22 protein-coding genes are annotated in these 21,523 nt (G+C 68.9%); 8 read left to right on the forward strand and 14 right to left on the reverse strand.

The window, feature by feature from the left end; genetic code table 11:
- Nucleotides 1–2: 2 nt before the first annotated feature.
- From rpsC to ABZ930_RS12045, 9 genes are all read right to left on the reverse strand, one after another.
- A complete protein-coding gene (gene rpsC / locus ABZ930_RS12005; RefSeq protein ID WP_111663850.1) occupies nucleotides 3–842 on the reverse strand; it encodes a 30S ribosomal protein S3 in 840 nt (279 codons plus the stop codon).
- Nucleotides 842–1,189 (reverse strand): 50S ribosomal protein L22, encoded by a 348-nt coding sequence (gene rplV / locus ABZ930_RS12010; RefSeq protein ID WP_111663849.1) that lies wholly within the window; start codon nucleotides 1,187–1,189, stop codon nucleotides 842–844. Before rplV ends, rpsC begins: the two co-directional genes overlap by 1 nt.
- 42 nt (nucleotides 1,190–1,231) lie before the next feature.
- Complete coding sequence (rpsS, locus tag ABZ930_RS12015) at nucleotides 1,232–1,513, reverse strand: 30S ribosomal protein S19 (RefSeq protein WP_111663848.1); 282 nt, start codon at nucleotides 1,511–1,513, stop codon at nucleotides 1,232–1,234.
- 12 nt (nucleotides 1,514–1,525) lie between these two features.
- Nucleotides 1,526–2,362, reverse strand: coding sequence for a 50S ribosomal protein L2 (gene rplB / locus ABZ930_RS12020; RefSeq protein ID WP_111663847.1), 837 nt, complete (start codon nucleotides 2,360–2,362; stop codon nucleotides 1,526–1,528).
- A gap of 38 nt (nucleotides 2,363–2,400) precedes the next feature.
- A complete protein-coding gene (gene rplW, locus ABZ930_RS12025) occupies nucleotides 2,401–2,820 on the reverse strand; it encodes a 50S ribosomal protein L23 (protein ID WP_351458233.1) in 420 nt (139 codons plus the stop codon).
- Entirely contained in the window at nucleotides 2,820–3,473 is a 654-nt protein-coding gene (gene rplD / locus ABZ930_RS12030; RefSeq protein WP_351458236.1) for a 50S ribosomal protein L4, read from the reverse strand. Before rplD ends, rplW begins: the two co-directional genes overlap by 1 nt.
- A gap of 8 nt (nucleotides 3,474–3,481) precedes the next feature.
- The gene (rplC, locus tag ABZ930_RS12035; protein WP_361545479.1) at nucleotides 3,482–4,126 is read right to left on the reverse strand and encodes a 50S ribosomal protein L3; all 645 of its coding nucleotides are present in this window, start codon (nucleotides 4,124–4,126) and stop codon (nucleotides 3,482–3,484) included.
- Nucleotides 4,127–4,143: 17 nt separating this feature from the next.
- Nucleotides 4,144–4,452 (reverse strand): 30S ribosomal protein S10, encoded by a 309-nt coding sequence (gene rpsJ / locus ABZ930_RS12040; protein WP_003948644.1) that lies wholly within the window; start codon nucleotides 4,450–4,452, stop codon nucleotides 4,144–4,146.
- Nucleotides 4,453–4,870: 418 nt separating this feature from the next.
- On the reverse strand, nucleotides 4,871–5,323 hold the full coding sequence (locus ABZ930_RS12045) for a MarR family winged helix-turn-helix transcriptional regulator (RefSeq protein ID WP_361545482.1): 453 nt from the start codon (nucleotides 5,321–5,323) through the stop codon (nucleotides 4,871–4,873).
- Between the two features lie 139 nt (nucleotides 5,324–5,462).
- On the opposite strand from ABZ930_RS12045, the gene ABZ930_RS12050 reads away from it, so the two are divergent.
- On the forward strand, nucleotides 5,463–6,962 hold the full coding sequence (locus ABZ930_RS12050) for an MFS transporter (RefSeq protein WP_361545485.1): 1,500 nt from the start codon (nucleotides 5,463–5,465) through the stop codon (nucleotides 6,960–6,962).
- A 256-nt stretch (nucleotides 6,963–7,218) separates the two neighbouring features.
- On the forward strand, nucleotides 7,219–9,186 hold the full coding sequence (locus tag ABZ930_RS12055; RefSeq protein WP_361545488.1) for a PIG-L family deacetylase: 1,968 nt from the start codon (nucleotides 7,219–7,221) through the stop codon (nucleotides 9,184–9,186).
- A 100-nt stretch (nucleotides 9,187–9,286) separates the two neighbouring features.
- Here the strand turns inward: ABZ930_RS12055 and tuf are convergent, their stop codons facing one another.
- From tuf to ABZ930_RS12080, 5 genes are all read right to left on the reverse strand, one after another.
- Nucleotides 9,287–10,480 (reverse strand): elongation factor Tu, encoded by a 1,194-nt coding sequence (tuf, locus tag ABZ930_RS12060; RefSeq protein WP_111663840.1) that lies wholly within the window; start codon nucleotides 10,478–10,480, stop codon nucleotides 9,287–9,289.
- 153 nt (nucleotides 10,481–10,633) lie between these two features.
- Entirely contained in the window at nucleotides 10,634–12,760 is a 2,127-nt protein-coding gene (gene fusA, locus ABZ930_RS12065) for an elongation factor G (RefSeq protein WP_361545492.1), read from the reverse strand.
- A gap of 39 nt (nucleotides 12,761–12,799) precedes the next feature.
- Nucleotides 12,800–13,270 carry a 30S ribosomal protein S7 gene (gene rpsG / locus ABZ930_RS12070; RefSeq protein WP_111663838.1) on the reverse strand — a complete coding sequence of 157 codons (471 nt, stop codon included), beginning with the start codon at nucleotides 13,268–13,270 and terminating at the stop codon, nucleotides 12,800–12,802.
- Between the two features lie 2 nt (nucleotides 13,271–13,272).
- A complete protein-coding gene (rpsL, locus tag ABZ930_RS12075) occupies nucleotides 13,273–13,644 on the reverse strand; it encodes a 30S ribosomal protein S12 (protein WP_003948652.1) in 372 nt (123 codons plus the stop codon).
- A gap of 349 nt (nucleotides 13,645–13,993) precedes the next feature.
- Nucleotides 13,994–14,479, reverse strand: coding sequence for a DUF1707 and DUF4190 domain-containing protein (locus ABZ930_RS12080; protein WP_361545713.1), 486 nt, complete (start codon nucleotides 14,477–14,479; stop codon nucleotides 13,994–13,996).
- Nucleotides 14,480–14,722: 243 nt separating this feature from the next.
- Between ABZ930_RS12080 and ABZ930_RS12085 the strand changes: the two genes are divergently transcribed.
- The 6 genes from ABZ930_RS12085 (at nucleotide 14,723) to ABZ930_RS12110 (ending at nucleotide 21,509) form a co-directional block, all read left to right on the forward strand.
- Nucleotides 14,723–15,439, forward strand: coding sequence for a Crp/Fnr family transcriptional regulator (locus ABZ930_RS12085; RefSeq protein ID WP_361545496.1), 717 nt, complete (start codon nucleotides 14,723–14,725; stop codon nucleotides 15,437–15,439).
- A 131-nt stretch (nucleotides 15,440–15,570) separates the two neighbouring features.
- Nucleotides 15,571–16,353: a hypothetical protein gene (locus ABZ930_RS12090; protein WP_361545499.1), complete on the forward strand. Its 783-nt coding sequence runs from the start codon at nucleotides 15,571–15,573 to the stop codon at nucleotides 16,351–16,353.
- Complete coding sequence (locus ABZ930_RS12095; protein WP_361545502.1) at nucleotides 16,350–18,641, forward strand: hypothetical protein; 2,292 nt, start codon at nucleotides 16,350–16,352, stop codon at nucleotides 18,639–18,641. The genes ABZ930_RS12090 and ABZ930_RS12095 overlap by 4 nt, the downstream gene beginning before the upstream one ends.
- The gene (locus ABZ930_RS12100) at nucleotides 18,634–19,932 is read left to right on the forward strand and encodes a hypothetical protein (protein WP_361545505.1); all 1,299 of its coding nucleotides are present in this window, start codon (nucleotides 18,634–18,636) and stop codon (nucleotides 19,930–19,932) included. Before ABZ930_RS12095 ends, ABZ930_RS12100 begins: the two co-directional genes overlap by 8 nt.
- Complete coding sequence (locus ABZ930_RS12105) at nucleotides 19,929–20,459, forward strand: Pycsar system effector family protein (protein WP_361545508.1); 531 nt, start codon at nucleotides 19,929–19,931, stop codon at nucleotides 20,457–20,459. The genes ABZ930_RS12100 and ABZ930_RS12105 overlap by 4 nt, the downstream gene beginning before the upstream one ends.
- Nucleotides 20,460–20,483: 24 nt before the next feature.
- Nucleotides 20,484–21,509 carry a M48 family metalloprotease gene (locus tag ABZ930_RS12110; protein ID WP_361545511.1) on the forward strand — a complete coding sequence of 342 codons (1,026 nt, stop codon included), beginning with the start codon at nucleotides 20,484–20,486 and terminating at the stop codon, nucleotides 21,507–21,509.
- Nucleotides 21,510–21,523: the final 14 nt, after the last annotated feature.

A 21,523-nucleotide genomic window follows, 5' to 3' on the forward strand; every position in this document is an offset into this window, starting at 1 on the left:
GGTCAGGCCTCCGTTCCGGTGCTCTCAGCCGGAGCGGCAGCGGCGGGCGCGTCGGCCTTGGGGGCCTCGGCGGCCGGAGCCGTCTGCTGCTGCGGCTTGCGACCGCGACCGCCACGCTCGCCACCACGGCCACCACGGCCGGCCGGGCGGTCGTTGCCGCCACGGGCCGGGCGGTTGCCGGCGCGGGCAGCGGCGTTCTCGGCGCGAACCTCGGCGATGTTCTTGACGTCGCCCTTGTAGATCCAGACCTTCACGCCGATGCGGCCGAAGGTCGTCTTGGCCTCGAAGAAGCCGTAGTCCACGTTGGCGCGGAGCGTGTGCAGGGGCACACGGCCCTCGCGGTAGAACTCCGAACGGGACATCTCGGCACCGCCGAGACGACCGCCACACTGGATCTTGATGCCCTTGGCGCCCGCCTTCATCGCCGACTGCATGCTCTTACGCATGGCGCGACGGAAGGAGACGCGGGAGGACAGCTGCTCCGCGACGGCCTGGGCCACGAGCTGAGCATCGGTCTCGGGGTTCTTGACCTCGAGGATGTTCAGCTGGACCTGCTTGCCCGTGAGCTTCTCGAGGTCACCGCGGATGCGGTCGGCCTCGGCGCCACGACGGCCGATGACGATGCCGGGACGAGCGGTGTGGATGTCCACACGCACGCGGTCACGGGTGCGCTCGATCTCCACCTTCGAGATGCCGGCGCGCTCCATGCCGGACGTCATCATCCGACGGATGGCGACGTCTTCCTTGACGTAGTCCTTGTACAGCTTGTCGGCGTACCAACGCGACTTGAAGTCGGTCGTGACACCGAGCCGGAACCCGTGCGGGTTTACCTTCTGGCCCATTACCGGGTTCCTTCCTTGCTGCTGACGACCACGGTGATGTGCGAAGTCCGCTTGCGGATCCGGTAGGCACGGCCCTGGGCACGCGGACGGAACCGCTTCAGGGTCGGGCCCTCATCGACGAACGCCTCGCTGATGAACAGCGACGAAGCGTCCGGGTGGTCGTAGTTGTGCGCGGCGTTGGCAATGGCGCTGTCCAGCACCTTGCCGACCGGCACGCTCGCGGCCTGCGGGGCGAAACGCAGGACCGCCTGAGCCTCCGTGGCATCCATGCCACGGATGAGGTCCACCACGCGGCGGGCCTTCATGGGCGTGACGCGGATGTACCGCGCCTGGGCCCTGGCTTCCATGGTTGTCCCTTCGGTGTTAGTCATAGTCGATTCCACCCCGCGTTAGCGGCGCTTCGACTTCCGGTCGTCCTTGACGTGACCCCGGAAGGTGCGCGTCGGCGAGAACTCGCCGAGCTTGTGGCCGACCATCGACTCGGTGACGAACACCGGGATGTGGGTCTTGCCGTTGTGCACCGCGATGGTGTGACCCAGCATGCTGGGGATGATCATCGAGCGACGGGACCAGGTCTTGATGACGTTCTTGGTACCGGCTTCGTTCTGTACGTCCACCTTCTTTACGAGGTGGCCGTCGACGAAGGGTCCCTTCTTGAGACTGCGCGGCATCTAAACCCGCTCCTAGCGCTTCTTGTTCGACTTGCGGCGGCGGACGATGTACTTGTTGCTCGCCTTGTTGCGATCACGAGTACGACCCTCCTTCTTGCCCCACGGCGAGACCGGGTGACGACCACCGGAGGTCTTGCCTTCACCACCACCGTGCGGGTGGTCAACCGGGTTCATCACGACACCACGCACGGTCGGGCGGACGCCCTTCCAGCGCATGCGGCCGGCCTTGCCCCAGTTGATGTTGGACTGCTCGGCGTTGCCGACCTCGCCGACGGTGGCGCGGCAGCGCACGTCGACCAGGCGGATCTCACCGGACGGCATACGGAGGTGCGCCATGGCGCCCTCCTTGGCCAGCAGCTGCACGGAGGCACCCGCGGAGCGGGCGAACTTGGCGCCACCACCGGGACGGAGCTCGATCGCGTGGATCGTGGTACCGACCGGGATGTTGCGGAGCGCCAGGTTGTTACCGGGCTTGATGTCGGCCGCCGGGCCGTTCTCCACCACGGCACCCTGCGCGAGACCGCGCGGGGCCAGGATGTAGCGCTTCTCGCCGTCCGCGTAGTGCAGGAGGGCGATGCGGGCGGTGCGGTTGGGGTCGTACTCGATGTGAGCGACCTTGGCCGGAACGCCGTCCTTGTCGTGCCGACGGAAGTCGATCACGCGGTAGGCGCGCTTGTGTCCGCCACCCTGGTGGCGAACGGTCACGCGACCGGAGTTGTTACGACCGCCCTTGCTGTGCAGGGGGCGGACCAGCGACTTCTCCGGCGTGGACCGCGTGACCTCGACGAAGTCGGCGACGCTGGAGCCACGACGGCCCGGCGTAGTCGGCTTGTACTTGCGGATTCCCATTTCTCAGTCCTCGTCCGATATTCGGACCGGGCGCTCCGTTAGGAGGCCTGGCCGAAGATGTCGATACGGTCGCCCTCAGCAAGGGTCACGATCGCGCGCTTGGTGTCGGCACGCTTGCCGAAACCGGTGCGCGTGCGCTTGCGCTTGCCCTGACGGTTGATCGTGTTGACGCCGGTGACCTTGACCGAGAAGACCGCCTCGACGGCCTGCTTGATCTGGGTCTTGTTGGCGCCGGGGGCCACGATGAACGTGTACTTGCCCTCGTCGAGAAGCGCGTACGACTTCTCGGAGACGACCGGCTTGACGAGAACGTCGCGCGGGTCCGTGAAGGACTTGCTCAGCGGCGTGGGCTCGACAGCGATCTTGCCCTCGGTCGCGATGCGCTTCGCCTTGGCGACGCGCGCGGCCTTGGCGGCCTTGGCGGCCTTCGAGGCGATGCTCGGGTGACGCGTAGCCATCAGGCCTCGCTCCCTTCGGTGTCAGCGGCCTTGGGGCCAGACACGAAGGACTCGAAAGCGGCCTGGGTGAAGACCACGTCGTCCGAGACGAGAACGTCGTACGTGTTCAGCTGGCCCGGCTCCAGGATGTGGACCTGGGGCAGGTTGCGGGCGGAGAGCCACGCGGCCTCGTCGGCGCGGTCGGCGACCAGGAGCAGGTTCTTGCGCTCCGAGATCTTGCCGAACAGCGTCTTGGCGGCCTTCGTGGAGACCTCGCCCTCGACCACGCCGGAGACGACGTGGATGCGAGCGTTGCGGGCCCGGTCGGTGAGGGCGTGACGCAGCGCGGCAGCCTTCATCTTCTTCGGGGTCCGCTGCGAGTAGTCACGCGGCACGGGACCGTGCACGACGCCACCACCGGCGAACTGCGGCGCGCGGGTCGAGCCCTGACGGGCGCGGCCGGTGCCCTTCTGGCGGTAAGGCTTCTTGCCACCACCACGGACTTCGCCACGGGTCTTGGTCTTGTGCGTGCCCTGGCGGGCAGCGGCCAGCTGCGCGACGACGACCTGGTGAAGCAGCGGAACGCTGATCTTCTCGACGGCGAAGATCTCCGCGGGGAGCTCGACCGTCCCGGTCTTGTCGCCTGCCGGCGAAAGGATGTCAACAGTGCTCATCGGTTACCTCAGGCCCCCTTGGCCGCAGTGCGGACCAGGACGAGGCCGCCGTTCGGACCGGGAACCGCGCCCTTGATGAGCAGCAGACCCTTCTCCGCGTCAACGGCGTGGACGGTCAGGTTCTGGGTGGTGACCCGCTCGTTGCCCATACGGCCCGCCATGCGGAGGCCCTTGAACACACGGCCGGGGGTGGCGCAGCCACCGATCGAGCCCGGCTTGCGGTGCACGCGGTGGGCACCGTGCGATGCCTTGCCACCGGCGAAGTTGTGACGCTTCATGACACCGGCGAAGCCCTTGCCCTTGCTCTTGCCGGTCACGTCCACCTTGATGCCGGACTCGAAGGTCTCAGCGGTGATCTCCTGGCCGAGGGTGTACTCGCTGGCGTCAGCGGTACGGATCTCGACGAGGTGACGACGGGGGGTGACGTCGGCCTTGGCGAAGTGGCCCTTGAGGGGCTTGTTCACCTTGCGCGGGTCGATCTCGCCGAACGCGATCTGGACGGACTCGTAGCCGTCCACGTCGTTCGTGCGGACCTGGGTCACGACGTTGGGGCCGGCCTTGACGACGGTGACCGGAACAACGCGGTTGTTCTCGTCCCACACCTGCGTCATGCCGAGCTTCTCGCCCAGGATGCCCTTGATCTGCTTAGTCATCTTCAGATCACCGGCCCTCAGAGCTTGATCTCGATGTCGACGCCGGCCGGAAGGTCGAGTCGCATCAGGGAGTCAACGGTCTTCGGCGTCGGGTCGAGGATGTCGATCAGGCGCTTGTGCGTGCGCATCTCGAAGTGCTCGCGCGAGTCCTTGTACTTGTGCGGCGACTTGATGACGCAGTACACGTTCTTCTCGGTAGGCAGCGGCACCGGGCCCGCGACCGACGCACCAGTACGCGTCACCGTCTCGACGATCTTCTTCGCCGAGGAGTCGATGACCTCGTGGTCGTAGGCCTTGAGCCGGATGCGGATCTTCTGTCCCGCCATGGCTACTTAGTAGTCCTGTCTCTCGTAACGCTCTGGCTCCTGAGGGCCCTGTTTCACACTTCCTCCGACCCACGCGGTCGGGCGTGTCGCGGTCTCGCTGACAGAAATATCCGTACGGATTTCCCTGCTACAGGAACCGCGGCCCAAGGCCGCAAGGCTGGGGGAAGAAACCCACCAGGCGCCTGGTTGGAGTTCCGCGCTGAACTTCCCGAAAGATTCCCGTACGTCCGCTCCAGCGCTGCCGCAGGCGACAGATGGGGCGACGAGTACTGTGGGACTCGCTTTCGGTCCTCCCGACGGGAGGCGCGCAGCATCGGCACTCAACCGAGCAACCCCGCTAGTCTGCCATACGGGGCATGTCCGGGGCCAATCGGGCCGTAGAGACTACCCCGAGAGTGACGAAGGTCAAACCCGGCCGCTACCGAGCCGCGTGGGCCACGTACAGCGTGCGCAGCGCCTCGGTCAGCGCCTGCGCCGACGCCTCGTCCAGCGGCGCCAGATAGGCCCGCTCCGTCTCGACGCGGGCCCGGTCCGCCTCGCGCTGACAGGTGACGCCGGCCGGGGTGAGCGCCACGACGTTGCGCCGGCGGTCCACCGCGCTGCGGCGCCGCTCGACCAGACCCTTGTCCTCCAGGGCGTCGATGACCGCGACCATCGTCGTGCGGTCCACCCCGATCAGCTGGGCCAGCTCGTGCTGCGAGCGCTCCTCGCCGTCCGTCGCGATGACCGACAGCACGCCCACCTCACGCGGATTCACCCCGTACGGCTCCAGCGCCTCGGCGAGCATCCCGGACAATTGGTGAAAAGCGAGCTTGACGAGGTACCCGAGGCGGTGCGTCAGCGGTCCCGCGGAGAAGGGGTCGTCCGTCATGCCCCATAGCGTATCCTGATTCTGATAGTCAGCGATACTGACGATCAGGCTCCACGCAGAGCCCCCGACCGCCCCGCCCCTCCCCGCGCGGCGCGTCCCCCCTCACCTTCACGCGACCCAAAGGAAGCGACACCTCGCCATGAGCGACTCCATATCCGTCGGCGCCAACCGGACGGCGCCGGCCTCCCCCGCCGCACCGGCGGCCGATGCGCCCGACCCCCGCCGCTGGTGGGGCCTGGTCGTCATCGCCCTGGCCCAGCTGATGGTGGTCCTCGACGCGACCATCGTGAACATCGCGCTGCCGTCCGCCCAGACGGCCCTCGGCATGTCCGACGCCAACCGCCAGTGGGTCATCACGTCCTACACCCTGGCCTTCGGCGGCCTGCTCCTGCTCGGCGGCCGGGTCGCCGACCTCGTCGGCCGCAAGCGCACCTTCATCATCGGCCTGATCGGCTTCGCCCTCGCCTCCGCGATCGGCGGCGCCGCGCAGAGCTCCGGCATGCTGTTCGGCGCACGTGCGCTGCAGGGCGTCTTCGGCGCGATCCTCGCACCGTCGGCGCTGTCGCTGATGACCACGACGTTCACCGACCCGCGCGAGCGCGGCAAGGCGTTCGGCATCTACGGCGCGCTCGCGGGCGCGGGCGGCGCCGTCGGCCTGCTGCTCGGCGGCATCCTCACCTCGTACCTGAACTGGCGCTGGTGCCTGTACGTCAACATCCCGATCGCGATCGTCGCCGTCATCGGCGCCGTGATCCTGCTGAACGACCGCGCGGGCCACAAGGACATCAAGCTCGACGTGCCCGGCGTGATCCTGGGCTGCGGCGGTCTCGTCGCGATCGTCTACGGCTTCTCGGAGGCCGAGCCGCGCGGCTGGGGCGACTCGATGGTCGTCTCGCTGCTGATCGGCGGTGCGGTGCTGCTCGTCGCGTTCGTGTTCTGGCAGTCCCGCGCCAAGTCGCCGCTGCTGCCGCTGCGCATCCTGAAGGACCGCAACCGGGCCGGCTGCTTCCTGACCATGGGCCTGGCCACGATCGGCATGTTCGGCCTGTTCCTGTTCATGACCTACTACCTCCAGGGCATCCTCGGCTACTCGCCGGTCCGCACCGGCCTGGCCTTCCTGCCGATGTCGGTGGCGATCATCATCGGCTCGACGCAGATCTCGGCCCGCCTGCTGCCGAAGGTCCCCGCCCGCGCGCTCATGGTCCCGGGCATGGTCCTGGCCGCCGGCGGCCTGCTGATCCTCACCCAGCTGAGCGTCGACTCCTCGTACGTCAGCCACGTCCTGCCCGCCGAGCTGATCCTCGGCCTCGGCATGGGCCTGACGTTCATGCCGGTCTTCTCCACGGCGACCAGCGGCATCCGCCCGCAGGACGCCGGCGTCACCTCCGCGATGGTCAACACCTCGCAGCAGGTGGGCGGTTCGCTCGGCACGGCCCTGCTGAACACGATCGCGACCTCGGCCACGGGCTCGTACATCGCGACGCACATGACCGACCCCTCGAAGAAGGACCAGGTCGTCGCCGCGGGCATCGTCCACGGCTACACCCACGCGATCTGGTACGCGGTCGGCGCGATGCTCCTGGCGGGCATCTGCGCGGCCGTCCTGGTCAACGCCAAGCCCCAGGCGGGCCGGCACTGACCGTCCGCGGCTCCCGGTGCCCCCGTCCTCGCACTCCGAGGACGGGGGCACCGTCCGTTCCCCGCCCTTCCGGGTGAACGGAACATGTACGTGCATGGAACCCCGGTCCCCCGGCGACCCTCTCTCCAGGTGAACCACCGGAACACCTGAACAGAGGCGAGCGCACCACCGACCGCTGCCTCCACAGCGGACGGAGTGCGCCCTCGTGCGGAAGCGACCTGCGATATCGAGGCCCGAAAAGCGGCTTGAGCGTGGAATGTCACGCCGGACGGTCGTCCTCGGCAGCGCGGCGGCCCTCGCCACCGCCGGCTCGCTCACCGCCTGTTCCCGCACCCCCGCTCCCCCGCCGCACCTCACCGCCCCCTCCCCCGCCTCCGGCCTGCCCGCCGCCCAGGCGGAGCGCGCCCTGCTGCTCCAGGTCCTCGCCCACCCCGACGACGACCTGTACTTCATGAACCCGGACGCCCAGCACGCCTTCGGCACCGGTACGCCGCTGGTCTGCGTGTACGTGACCGCGGGCGAGGCCGACGGGCGCAACAAGACGCCCGACGACCGGCAGCCCGCGCCGAACAAGGCCGCCTACTCCGCCGCCCGCCACCAGGGCCTGCGCCAGTCCTACGCGACCCAGCTCGGGCTGCCCGTCTTCACTCCCTGGGACGTGTCCGCCGTGCGGCTGCGCAGCGGGTTCCAGGTGGAGGTGAACGTCCTCGAACACCGGGGCCGCCGCGTCGAGTTGGTCCACCTGGACCTCGCGATGCACACCCCGGCGGGCCACATGGGCGTCCCCGCGCTGTGGCGCGAACCCGGGCTGCGACTGCGCACACTCGTACCCGACGGCTCCCCGCTGCGCACGGTCCAGAGTTACGACTACGACGCGCTGACCGGCGTACTCGTGGAGCTCTTCGAGCGGTACCGCCCCACCCTCGTGCACACCCTCGATCCGGATCCGGACCTCCAGGCGAGCGACCGGGCCACCCAGATCCGCGACAGCGAGCAGCCCGGCTACTCCGACCACGCCGACCACACGGCCGTCGCCTGCTTCGCCTGGGCCGCGCTGATCCGCTGGACGCAAGCGGCGAAGTCCGGACCGCCGGCCGTCGCCGTCACCGCCTTCCGCGGCTACTACAACCACCACTGGCCCAAGAACCTCCCGTCGCAGGTGCTCGGCACCAAGGCCGCCCATCTCGTCCCCTACGGCGCGGGCCCCGACTGGAACTGCGGCAACCCGTCGGGCTGCGGCGACTACAACGTGGGCGGCGACCGCCCCCTGACCAACCGCAAGGGCTGGGTCCGCGCCACCCACCACCGCTATCCCGGGCCGCGGCTCGCCCTCTTCCCCCGGGGCGACGGCACCCTCACGGCGTACGGCGTCCTGGGGCTGCGGGCGGTGCGGTACGAGGAACGCGACGGGGAGTTCGGCGGCCCCGTCGACCTCGGCGGCGGCCCGCTCGCCCCGGTCCTCGGCGGCGCCGCGCTCCCCGACGGCCGCCATCTGATCCTGGGCCTGCGGCTCGCCGCGATCGAGGGCCGGGGCGCGACCGACGCCCGCGAGATCGTGGCCCTGGAAGAGCGCGGGCCCCGCAGATACGGCGCGTGGGTCGGCCTCGGCAACCCCGAGGGCGCCGACGCCGACCGCGGCCGCCGGATCGGCGTCCCGGTGGCGGTCACCGCGCCCGACGGCCGTGTCCATCTCTTCGTCCGCAACGCCGCGCAGGGCGTGAGCACCCGCGTACGGGACGCGGCGGGCACCTGGTCGCCGTGGCGGGACCTCGGCGGCGGCCAGGTCCAGGACGGCCTCACGGCGGTCGTGGCGGACGACGGCCAGGTGCACGTGTACGCGCCCGGCCGCGACACCGTGCACCACTGGACACCGGACGGCCCCGCCCCGCTGACCGGCCTGCCCGTCCCCGCCGACGCGATCGCCGCGGCGAACGGCCGCCTCTTCTACCGCCCGCCCGCCTCCGCCCGGCTGCTGAGCCCCGGCGGCCCGGCCGTGGACTTCCCCGGGTACGGCCCGGTGTCGGCCGCGGGCGACCACCTCCTCGGCCTCGGCACCGACGGCCGCGTCCAGCTCCTGGAGAACGGCCGCGTCCTGCGCCCCGCGACCGACCCCGTCACCCTGGACGGCCCGTCCCTGGTGACCGACCGCCACGGCCCGACGGCCGCGGGACTCTCCCCGGACGCCCGGCCCTGGCTGTGGCGACCCTCGCAGGCGAAGGCCTGACGCCCCCAGGGCATGCGAAAGGGCCCGCACGACCGAAGTCGTGCGGGCCCTTCCTGAGCTCTAGGAGCTACCAGGCATCAAGCCCAGCAAGTAAGCGGACTTACTTGTTGATCTTGGTGACCTGGCCGGCGCCGACGGTCCGGCCACCCTCACGGATGGCGAACTTGAGGCCCTCCTCCATGGCGACGGGCTGGATGAGCTCCACCTTCATCTCGGTGTTGTCACCCGGCATGACCATCTCGGTGCCCTCGGGGAGGGTCACGACGCCGGTCACGTCCGTCGTACGGAAGTAGAACTGCGGGCGGTAGTTGTTGAAGAACGGGGTGTGACGGCCACCCTCGTCCTTCGACAGGATGTACGCCTGCGCCTCGAACTCGGTGTGCGGCGTGACCGAACCCGGCTTGATGATGACCTGGCCGCGCTCGACGTCCTCGCGCTTGATGCCACGGAGGAGCAGACCGACGTTCTCACCGGCCTGGCCCTCGTCGAGCAGCTTGCGGAACATCTCGATGCCGGTGACCGTGGTGGTGGTCTTCTCGGTCTTGATGCCGATGATGTCGACGGTCTCGTTGACCTTCAGGACACCACGCTCGATACGGCCGGTGACGACCGTACCGCGACCGGTGATCGTGAAGACGTCCTCGATCGGCATGAGGAACGGCTTGTCGACGTCGCGCTCCGGCTCCGGAATCGACTCGTCGACGGCCTTCATGAGCTCCAGGACCGAGTTGCCCCACTCCTTGTCGCCCTCGAGCGCCTTGAGAGCCGAGACCTTGACGACGGGAACGTCGTCGCCCGGGAACTCGTACTCGGAGAGGAGCTCACGGACCTCGAGCTCGACGAGCTCCAGGATCTCCTCGTCGTCCACCATGTCGGCCTTGTTCAGGGCGACGACGATGTACGGAACGCCGACCTGGCGGGCCAGGAGCACGTGCTCCTTGGTCTGCGGCATCGGGCCGTCGGTGGCGGCGACCACGAGGATCGCGCCGTCCATCTGCGCGGCACCGGTGATCATGTTCTTGATGTAGTCCGCGTGACCCGGGCAGTCGACGTGGGCGTAGTGACGCGCCTCGGTCTGGTACTCGACGTGCGCGATGGAGATGGTGATACCGCGCTGGCGCTCCTCAGGAGCCTTGTCGATCTGGTCGAACGCGGACGCCTCGTTGATGTCCGGGTACGCGTCGTGCAGCACCTTGGTAATGGCGGCCGTGAGGGTCGTCTTACCGTGGTCAATGTGACCGATGGTGCCGATGTTGACGTGCGGCTTAGTCCGCTCGAACTTCGCCTTCGCCACTGGGTCCTCCTGTGGAGTGGTTCTGTACGCCTTGCTTCATCGGCGCCAGGTGATCTTTGCTGGAAAGCCCGGGCCCGAGGGCATTCAGGGACATACGCCCCTGAACGCCCGGTCGGGCTCCGGAGTCAAGCCTAAAGCGTGAACTCGAGTGAGTTACTCGCCCTTGGCCTTCGCGATGATCTCCTCGGCGACGTTCCGCGGAACCTCGGCGTAGGAGTCGAACTGCATCGAGTAGCTCGCGCGACCCGACGTCTTGCTGCGGAGGTCTCCGACGTAGCCGAACATCTCCGAGAGGGGCACGAGGCCCTTCACGACGCGAGCGCCGCTGCGCTCCTCCATGGCCTGGATCTGGCCACGGCGGGAGTTGATGTCACCGATGACATCGCCCATGTAGTCCTCGGGCGTGGTGACCTCAACGGCCATCATCGGCTCGAGCAGCACGGGGGACGCCTTGCGCGCGGCCTCCTTGAAGGCCTGCGAACCGGCGATCTTGAAGGCCAGCTCCGAGGAGTCGACCTCGTGGTAGGCACCGTCGAGAAGCGTGACGCGGACGCCCGTCATCTCGTAACCGGCGAGGATGCCGAACTGCATGGCCTCCTGCGCACCGGCGTCCACCGACGGGATGTACTCCCGCGGGATACGGCCACCGGTGACCTTGTTCACGAACTCGTACGACGACTCGCCGCCCTCGATGGGCTCGATCGCGATCTGCACCTTGGCGAACTGACCGGTACCACCGGTCTGCTTCTTGTGGGTGTAGTCCACGCGCTCGACGGCCTTGCGGATCGTCTCGCGGTACGCGACCTGCGGCTTGCCGACGTTCGCCTCGACGCGGAACTCGCGCTTCATGCGGTCGACGAGCACCTCGAGGTGAAGCTCACCCATACCACCGATGATGGTCTGGCCGGTCTCCTCGTCCGAGTGGACCTGGAAGGAGGGGTCCTCCTCCGAGAGGCGCTGGATGGCGACACCCAGCTTCTCCTGGTCACCCTTGGACTTCGGCTCGATGGCGACCTGGATGACAGGCGCCGGGAAGTCCATGGACTCCAGGATGACCTGCTGCTTGTCGTCACAGAGCGTCTCGCCCGTGGTGGTCTGCTTCAGACCCATGACGGCGACGATGTCGCCGGCGCCCACCGACTCGATCTCCTCACGCTTGTTCGCGTGCATGCGGTAGATCTTGCCGATGCGCTCCTTCTTGCCCTTGACGGGGTTCAGCACCGCGGTGCCGGACTCCAGGCGGCCCGAGTAAACCCGGACGAAGGTGAGCTTGCCCAGGTGCGGGTCGCTCATGATCTTGAACGCGAGGGCAGCCAGCGGCTCGTCGTCCGACGGCTTGCGCTTGACGACGACCTCGGGGTCCTTGACGTCGTGGCCCTCGATGGCCTCGACGTCGAGCGGGGTCGGCAGGTAGCGCACGACGGCGTCGAGCAGGGGCTGAACGCCCTTGTTCTTGAACGCGGTGCCGCAGAACACGGGGGTGACGGTGGTGTCGCCGCCCTTGCCGGAGGCGATGGTGATGCGGCGCACGGCCGCGTACAGCTGCTCCACGGTGGGCTCGGTGCCCTCCAGGTACAGCTCCATCATCTCTTCGTCGTTCTCGGCGATCGCCTCGAGCAGCTTGCCGCGGTACTCCTCGGCAGCCTCGGTGTGCGTGGCCGGGATGTCGACGATGTCGTACGCCTCGCCCTTGGCGGCCTCGGCCGACCAGACGAACGCCTTCATCGTGACGAGGTCGACGACACCCTGGAAGTCGGCCTCGGCACCGATCGGGAGCTGCATGACCAGCGGGGTCGCACCGAGGCGGTCGACGATCATGTCGACGCAGCGGTGGAACTCGGCACCGGTACGGTCCAGCTTGTTCACGAAGCAGATGCGCGGCACGCCGTAACGGTCGGCCTGACGCCACACCGTCTCGGACTGCGGCTCAACGCCGGCGACGCCGTCGAACACCGTCACAGCACCATCGAGCACACGCAGGGAGCGCTCCACCTCAACGGTGAAGTCGACGTGCCCGGGGGTGTCGATGATGTTGATCGTGTAGTCGTCGTTCTCGAGCGGCCAGTGACAGGTGGTGGCAGCAGAGGTGATCGTGATGCCACGCTCCTGCTCCTGCTCCATCCAGTCCATCGTGGCAGCGCCGTCGTGGACCTCACCGATCTTGTACGAGACGCCGGTGTAGAACAGGATCCGCTCGGTCGTCGTCGTCTTGCCCGCGTCGATGTGAGCCATGATGCCGATGTTGCGCACCTTGGCCAGGTCAAGTGAAGTGGTAGCCATAAGGCTTCAGTCTTCTCTCGGTCTCGATGTGGGTAGCGACTACCAGCGGTAGTGCGCGAAGGCCTTGTTGGACTCGGCCATCTTGTGCGTGTCCTCGCGCTTCTTGACGGCAGCGCCGAGGCCGTTGGAGGCGTCGAGCAGCTCGTTCATCAGACGCTCGGTCATCGTCTTCTCGCGACGGGCGCGGGAGTAACCGACGAGCCAGCGGAGCGCGAGGGTGTTGGCGCGGCCGGGCTTGACCTCGACCGGAACCTGGTAGGTCGCGCCACCGACACGGCGGGACTTGACCTCGAGGGTCGGCTTGATGTTCTCGAGCGCGCGCTTCAGCGTGATGACCGGGTCGTTGCCCGACTTCTCACGCAGGCCCTCCATGGCGCCGTACACGATGCGCTCGGCGGTGGAGCGCTTGCCGTTCAGCAGCACCTTGTTGATGAGGGAGGTCACCAGAGGAGAACCGTAGACCGGGTCGATGATGACCGGGCGCTTCGGGGCGGGGCCCTTACGAGGCATTCTTACTTCTCCTTCTTGGCGCCGTAGCGGCTGCGGGCCTGCTTGCGGTTCTTGACACCCTGGGTGTCGAGCGAACCGCGGATGATCTTGTAACGAACACCGGGCAGGTCCTTCACACGGCCACCGCGCACGAGCACGATGGAGTGCTCCTGCAGGTTGTGTCCCTCACCCGGGATGTAGGCCGTGACCTCGATGCCGCTGGTCAGACGCACACGCGCGACCTTACGGAGGGCCGAGTTCGGCTTCTTCGGGGTGGTCGTGAACACACGCGTGCAGACGCCACGACGCTGGGGCGAACCCTCGAGTGCGGGCGTCTTGTTCTTCTCGACCTTGTCCTGCCGGCCCTTCCGGACCAGCTGCTGGATCGTAGGCACTACTTCTCCGGTTTCTGTGTGCCGAGTAGTAAAGCTAACCTGGAACTTTGCCGACCCACGCGGTCGGGTGTGTCGAATACTGCAGACCCCCGCTCAAGAGCGGGAAGCGGCAGATTGCGGTGGCCGTGATCAGATTGAGCGACCTGATCCGGACTCGCCGTGCGGCAGATGACACGCACAGGAGCCCAGGCACACCCCAGGCACAAGGTCTGAGCGTACCTACCTCACGGACTTCGGTCAAAACAAATGCAGTCCACTCCGACACGCCGGACTTCTCGCCCCCGCGTGCGGTATTCGTCCCGGTAGTCGGGGGTTTCCGGAGCGTGGCCGGATTCCGCCCCCGACCGCGTCAGCCCGAGCTCGAACTCGCGACCCCGATCATGATGATGAGCAGCAGGAACGCCCAGCCGGCGATCCACAGCCAGCCGAGCACGATGCCACCGACGGCCAGCCCGTCGCCCTGCTGCTGCGTGCGACGGATCTCACCGCGGGCCATGTGTCCGAGGATGACGGCCGGGATCGCTGTGAGGCCTCCACAGGCGAAGGTCCCCAGTCCACAGACCAGCGAGCCGATCGCCTTGCCGTTGGTGGGCGGCGGCGGAGGCGGCAGGAAGGTCCGCGGGACCGGCGCCATGGGCCCCGCCATCGGCATCTGCTGCGGCCCCACGGGCCCCTGCGGCAGATCCGCGACGAGAGTGGTCAGCTCCCCCAGGGTCCGCGCCTGATAGGCCCGCTCGACCCGCTTCTCGTACTCCGGCTGCGGCAGCCGCCCCTCGGCGAACCCGGCCCGCAGCACATCGACCGCCCGCTCCCGGTCCGCGTGCGCGGCCAGCATCGAGCCCTGCTGGTTCTGCTGCGGCGGCCAGGGCGCCGGCTGCCATTGCGGATTCGACACGAGACCACTTCCCCCGGACTCGGCTGCAACAGACTGCTGCCTTCAATAATGATTCAACGCCGATTATCCGCCACTGGTTCCCTGAGCGGCTTCCAGGACGGCTGATTGTCGCCAGCTCTGGCTTCGTGGCCTCAAGTACGTTGACTCGTTGCGGGTTCAACACGGCTGACACGGGGGCGGTGAATGGCGGCGGGTCGTACGCGCGCGTGGGACGACGACGGCTTCGACGACGGAGTGCCCTTCCTCGCCAGGTTGGAGAAGGAAGACCGCGTGGCTCTGCTGGCGGTCGGACGCTTCCTGCGCTACCCGGCTCGCAGCGTGCTCATGCACCAGGAGGAACCCTCCACCCACGTCCTGCTCCTGCTGCACGGCTGGACGAAGGTGACGGCCATCGCGGCGAACGGCTACGAAGCGTTGCTCGCGCTGCGCGGCCCCGGCGACATCATCGGCGAGGGCGCGGCCCTCAGCGGCCGCCACCGCTCGGCGACCGTGACGGCCCTGGATCCCGTAGAGGCGGTGGCCATAGACGAGACCCGCTTCACCGCCTTCCTGTCCGGCAGCCCTCGCGTCGCTCTGAGTCTGCTGGGGCTGGGCACCGACCGGCAGCGCGCCACCGACCGGCGACGGCTCGAGTGGGCGGCGCTGACGGTCCGCGAGCGGCTGGCCGTGCTCCTCCTGGAACTCGTCCGCACCCACGGCCGTCACACCGCCGAGGGCGTCGAACTCACCGTCCGGCTCAGCCAGCAGGAGTTCGCCGGCTCCGTGGGCTCGTCCCGCGAGGCGGTGGCCCGGCTCCTCAAGGAGCTGCGGGACAAACAAGTGGTGGTCACCCAGCGCCGCCGCATCGTCGTACTGCGGCCGGAGGCATTGCGCCGCATCATCGGCGAGCGGCCCGCCTGACGGTCGCCCCTTCTCGGTGCACGTCTGTTCTGTGCACGCGGTCACAGTTCGTCCGTGTCATCGGTCCTCGGACGCGCCGCCTCGCCGCGCCATCGTGCTGCACAACGACGGCGACCTGCGAGAGGCAGACCATGACCGACCCCATGCATCGCACCATCCTGCTCTTCGACATCGAGCGGTTCGGCACCCGCGACGACGTGGAGCAGGCCTACCTGCGTCGCCTCCTGTACGAGGTCGTGGACTCCACGCTCCTCAAGGCGGACATCCACGAGACCGCGCGGCTGCGGGCGGATCGCGGCGACTCCGTCATGGAGCTGGTCGACGCCCAGGCCTCCGTGCCGACGCTGGTGAAGACGCTGCTGACCGAGACCCCCGCTCTTCTGCACAGCAAGAACCGTTTGATGGCGGCGAGCGCCCAGATGCGCCTGCGCATCGTTCTCTCCTCCGGCTACGTCGCCGTCGACGAGCTGGACGGCTGGGTCGGCTCGGACCTCAATCACGCGGTACGCCTCCTGGACTCCGATCCGCTGCGCGACGCGCTCAAGCAGCGCGAGGAGGCCAGCGTGCTGTGCGTGTCCGACGGCATCTACCGGGGTGTGGTGCGCCACGGCCCGCTGGGGGTGCGCCCGGACGACTTCCACCGCATCACCGTGGAGACGAAGGAAGGACCGACGGTGGCGTGGCTGCACGGTCGGCCCGCTTCGTCGGGCCCCGCCGCTGCCGACCGCGCGGCGGATCCCAGCGCGCCCCACACCGGTACGACGTCCTCCGGGCCTGCCGCCATCGACCTCAGCGGCGCCTCGTTCGGTGGGAGCTACGTGGCCGGCGACCAGCACGGTGTCTCCGGGCAGGGAAGGGTCACCGGCGACGTGCACCTCGGCGGTGGGTCCACCGGGCCAGGTGAGCAGAAGTGAGTGCGGGAGGACCTGGACCCCAGGCGACGGCCGCCGGCCCGCCCCCGGCACCAGCCGCGGCCGACAAGGAAGCGGGTACGCCCGACGCACCGCCGAAGCCCGGAGCCGAGTCCGCGGAACCCGACGAGGCCGAGGAGACGGACCGGCCGCAGGCCGCCTGGTCCGCCCGCCGGGACCTGGTCGACCACAGCCCCAAGGCGATGGGGGTGGGCGCCAACGCCCGGTTCGGCGGCAGCCTGGTCGGCAGGGATCAGCACGGGGTGAGCGGTGGCCTGGTCGCGGGTGACGTGATCATGGGCAGCAAGACGGAGGTCTACCACTTCGGCATCTCCGCGGCGGGCCACGGGTCCGGCGAGGTCCCGCAAGCGACGCTGGACCGACTCGCCCCCTTGTTCGTCACCGACCAGGGCGCCTTCGAGGCTCTGGTGGCACGGCTGCGCGAGGAGCGCGTCCTCGTCCTCTCCGGCAGGCACTTCAGCGGACGGCGCACTGCCGCGCTGATGCTGCTGCGCCAGGTACAGGCGTCCTCAGTCCGCATTCTGCTCCGCGACACCAGCCCGGCGGACCTGGTCAAGCAGCTGAGCGACGACCAGCACCCGGCCAAGGGCTACGCGCTGTGCGATCTGACGACGCGCCGGGACACTCCTCTGCGCGAGCCGCATCTCCTGGCCGCACGCGAGCGGCTGGCCAAAGACGACGCCTTCTTGGTCATCACGGTCGATGCCAGCGCCGCGCTGGAGGACATCACTCCCGTGACCTGGCAGCCGCCGAAGGCCGGAGAAGTACTGGCCGTACATCTGCGCGAGCTGACCGACGGGGCCACAGCCCAGCGCCTGCTGGCGCTCGCGTCCGTGACGGAGTTCCTCGGCCGCGACCGGCAACTGCGTGAGGTGGAAGCCTTCGCGAAGGTCCTCAAGCAGTACGTCGACGGGGATGTCACCGAGGCCGACGTCCGGAACTTCTCTCTGCTCAGCCTGGAGAACCAGGTGCAGGAGTGGTTCGAGGAGGACGAGGAGCGGGTCCCGCTTCGGGACAAGGCCTTCCTCGTCGCCCTGGCCGCCTTCGACGAGGGTCCGTACGCGTTGACGGCCGAGCTGAGCGATCTGCTCTACGGATTCCTCCAGAACACCCAGAACTCCGCGCTCCAGCCGCGGGTCCCCGTGTTCGGAACACACATCCTCAAGCGGCTGCAACTCGCCCGTGCCAAGCGGTACGACGAGGAGGAGAACACGGAGTGGGGCCCGGTCCCCCAGTCCAAGGCGAGGTTCCTCGACGACCGGGTGTCCCTCGTCCTGCTGCGCGAGGTGTGGACCGGGCACCCCTCGGCCCGCCCCGCCCTGCTCCAGTGGCTGGGCAGACTCATCGACGACGGTCGTCCACTGGTACGTACACGTGCCGCATCGACCGTCGCCGTCCTCGCCTTCGCGGACCTTCCCTCCACCATGGCTCTGGTCATCGAGCCCTGGGTCACCTCCCACCTGTTCCGCCACCGTCTGGTCGCCGTCAACGCGCTGACACTGGCGCATCTGCTCGGGACGCCGAACATCCCGCACATCCTCAGCTCCTGGTGCACGAGCGACGAGATCGGGATGCGCTGGGTGGCGATCCGCGCCTACGGCCTGATCGGCGCGGAACGTCCCCAGGAAACGCTCGCCGCCCTGCGCCGGGCCATCCGCCACGAGTACAAACTGCCCGACAGCGAGGCCGACGACGAGGTGGAACCCGACAAGGACATGGTCGACGAGCTCGCCGAGTCCGTGGAGATGCTCCTGCTCTCGCCGGTCCGCGACGAGGTCCTCACCGACCTCCTGGCCCGGCTCGACGACGACCGGCCGGCGCACGACCTCGCGGTGGGCGGTTTCCTCAGCGCCTGCCAGCGGACGAAGGACGGCGAGCCGGACCGACAACCGCTGCTCCTCGAGTGGTACGCCTCCTCCGCCGGGAACGGTGGGGCGACGGCCGGCCGGATCGCTCGACTCTGGCGGGCCGCGCTCAACGACCGCCGACGCACCGCAGACGCACTCCGCGTGCTGAGCACGTGGATCCGCACAGCCGACCGGGACCCCGCCACCGAGTGGGCGCTCGCCTCTCTCCTCCCGACGCTGATCACCACCTCCGCGGAACACCAGCGCCTCAGTCACCTGCTGCGCACCCTGCGCGGCGAGGACGGCGCTCCTCCGCCGGGCGTGGCTGCCCGGCTGCTGACCGTACTTCCACAGCCCGCCGGGGCGCCGGGACCGCACGGACCCACGGCACACACCAGTCGAGGAGGCACACGCCATGCCTGATCTCCGCCAACCACCGGACTGGCAGCAACCGGCCGACCGTCACACCCCACTGATCGATCCCGTCATCACCGTGCGCCAGCTCTCCCGCTTCGGCTTCGCGCGCAAGTCCCTGACCCGAATCGACCACGCGCTGGTCTTCTCGACCAGCAAGGGCACGTACGACGCCTACCTCCCGCCGCTTCGACCGAGCCGTGGCGAGGCGGCGGGCAAGCGCTACACAGCGTTGTACGAGGTCGACATGGGCGTTCACCCCCATCACGCGGCGATCGCGCTGCCGAGCGACAACGACGCGTTCGAGTTCACGGCCACCGTCGAACTGTCCTGGCAGGTCGTGGACCCCGCCGCCTTCGTGGCGAGCGGGCATCGTGACGTGCCCACCCTGCTCCTCGGCGAAGTGCAGCAAGCCGCACGACCTCTGACCCGGCGCTTCGCCATCGACGACAGCGCGAGCGCCGAGGCCGATCTGCTGCGTGCCCTCACCGGACCGGACCGGGCCCGACTCGGCGAGACGGCGGGCCTGAAGGTGATCTGGACGCTGCGCGTACGCCGCGACGAGCGGGAGATCGAGCACGAGCGGCGGTTGCAGTCCATCGAGCACACGTCCTCGGAACTCATACGCACCGAGAAGCTCGGCATGCGGTACGACGCGGAGCTCGACCGCCGGGTCCGGCAGCAGGACGAGCTCCAACTGGGACGGGCCAAGGAATACGAGCGGCTGGACCACCAGATCGCGATCCAGCGCACGCGCCAGGAGACCGCACTCCAGCAACTCGCGGCCGAGAAGATCGCGTTCTATCGGAAGTACCTGGAGGAGGGCGGGGTCGTGGCATGGGCCATGCACCTCGCGGCGCATCCCGAGGACTCCCACCTCGTCATCAACAGCATGCGGGAGGACGAACGTTCCCTGGCGCAGACCAAGGCCGAACTGGCACGTGAGTTGCTGAGCACGGCCAACACAGAGTCGTACCAGCTGGAACTGCCTCAGCAGCTGGCCGTGGCCACCGTGACCGATCTCCTCAATCGTCAGCTGTCGGGCGCGAAAGACGGCACTTCCTCTTCTCCGCCTCTGACGACGGCCTCTGCCTCGGACGTATCACTCACCAAGAAGGACCACGACCAGGCGTCCATCGCTGAAACGCCCGCCGACAAGGAGGAACAGACTCCGGCCCGCACCTTCCGTGGCTGGCAACCGCCCCCGGGCTACGGCCACTCCTCCGCCCCACCCCCCGCCCCCGAACCCACGGCCCCGGAGCAGGAGCACAACGACGACGAGCGGCAGCCCGACGCATGAGCGGCGCCGAACCGCGGGCCGCCGCGCCCCTGCCGCCGCCTGGCATCCGCGCGGCGGACCGACTGCTCGCGGACCTGCGGACCGAGATCGCTCGCGCCGATGCCAAGGCGGCCGTCGTCGTGGCCGCCCTCGGAGTGGCGGCCGGAGTCCTCGGCAGCCTGCTGGCCGGGCGGGGCTGGGCACCCACACAGCTCTCCGACGCCGGTGCGGCCGTGTGGTGGTCCGGAGTCGCCGCACTTACCGCGGCACTCCTGGCCCTGCTCATGGCCGTGGTGCCGCGGCACAGCACATACCGCTGGGCACCCGGCGCCCCGCTGTCGTACTTCGATGACATCCAACGCGCCGCCCGCAGCGGTCAGTTGCCGGCAGCGCTGGCCGAGACCGAGCGCACCCCGGCAGCGGGCACGATCGCCGCGCTGACGGAGACGAGCCGCATCGCCGCGCGCAAGCACCAGTGGATACGCGCAGGACTGGCCGCTCTGGCCCTCGCCGTGGTCCTGCTTCCGGCTTCCCTGCTCATCGGCTGACGCCCCGACTCCCGGAGACCGACCATGTCCCAGCCTCACGACCCCGCACAGCCGCCGGAGGAACCGACCCCCGCCGCAGACCCGCATCCCTCGCCGACCGATGACCTGGAGTACCGGCACCGGACAGGCCGGCTGCACTTCTCCGCGCACGCGCGCGGACTGGATGCCACGGCCCTGGGACACCTGCTGCTCCAGCTCCCCGGCACCGTCACGAGTCTTCTGGTGGTGCTGTTGATCTCCAGTGGGCTGGACGCGTGGCTGGGCGTGCCGCTCTGGATACCGCCCGTGGTCTGGTTCCTCTCGGGCGCGCTGGTCTTCCATCGCCCCACCGAGAACTTCATGGCACGCCATCTCCTGCGGCTGCACCGCCCCCTGCCGGCGGATCACGAGCGGCTCGCCCCGGTCTGGCGCGAAGTGACCGCCCGCGCAGGCGTCGACAGCCGGACGTACGAACTCTGGATCGAGGACAGCAACGACCTCAACGCCTACGCGGCCGCCGGCCACATCGTCGGCGTCACCCGGTACACGCTGGACCATCTGCCGACCTCGCAGCTGGCCGCGGTGCTCGCCCATGAACTGGGTCATCACACCGGTGGCCACGTCTGGTCGTCGCTGCTGGGCGAGTGGTACGCGTTACCCGGCCGATGGGCCTGGCGGCTGATCCGCTTCCTGCTGACGCTGGCCGTGGCATGGTCGCGACGAAGCTCCTTGTCAGCCACTGTTCTGCTGCTGGCCGTACTCGGCTTCATCGCCCTCACCACGCTGGAGCGACTGTACGGATTGCCGCTGCTCCTGCTGGCCACGCCGTATCTCATCGCCGCCGTGGGCCGCAGAGCAGAACTCCGTGCGGACCAGCACGCCGCCGCACTCGGCTTCGCACGTGAGCTCGCCATGGTCCTGGAGACCATGCACCAGGCCGGTCGAACGGCCGGACACAACGCCAAGGCCGCGGCCGTGCACAGCCACGACGAGCCGGGGTTCCTGAAGCGGCTGCTGGCCACGCACCCCGACTACCCGACCCGGTTGCACCGGCTCAGGCCGTACCTGTAGCCGCGGACATGCCG

The sequence above is a fragment of the Streptomyces sp. NPDC046716 genome (assembly GCF_040645755.1).
Lineage (GTDB): Bacteria > Actinomycetota > Actinomycetes > Streptomycetales > Streptomycetaceae > Streptomyces.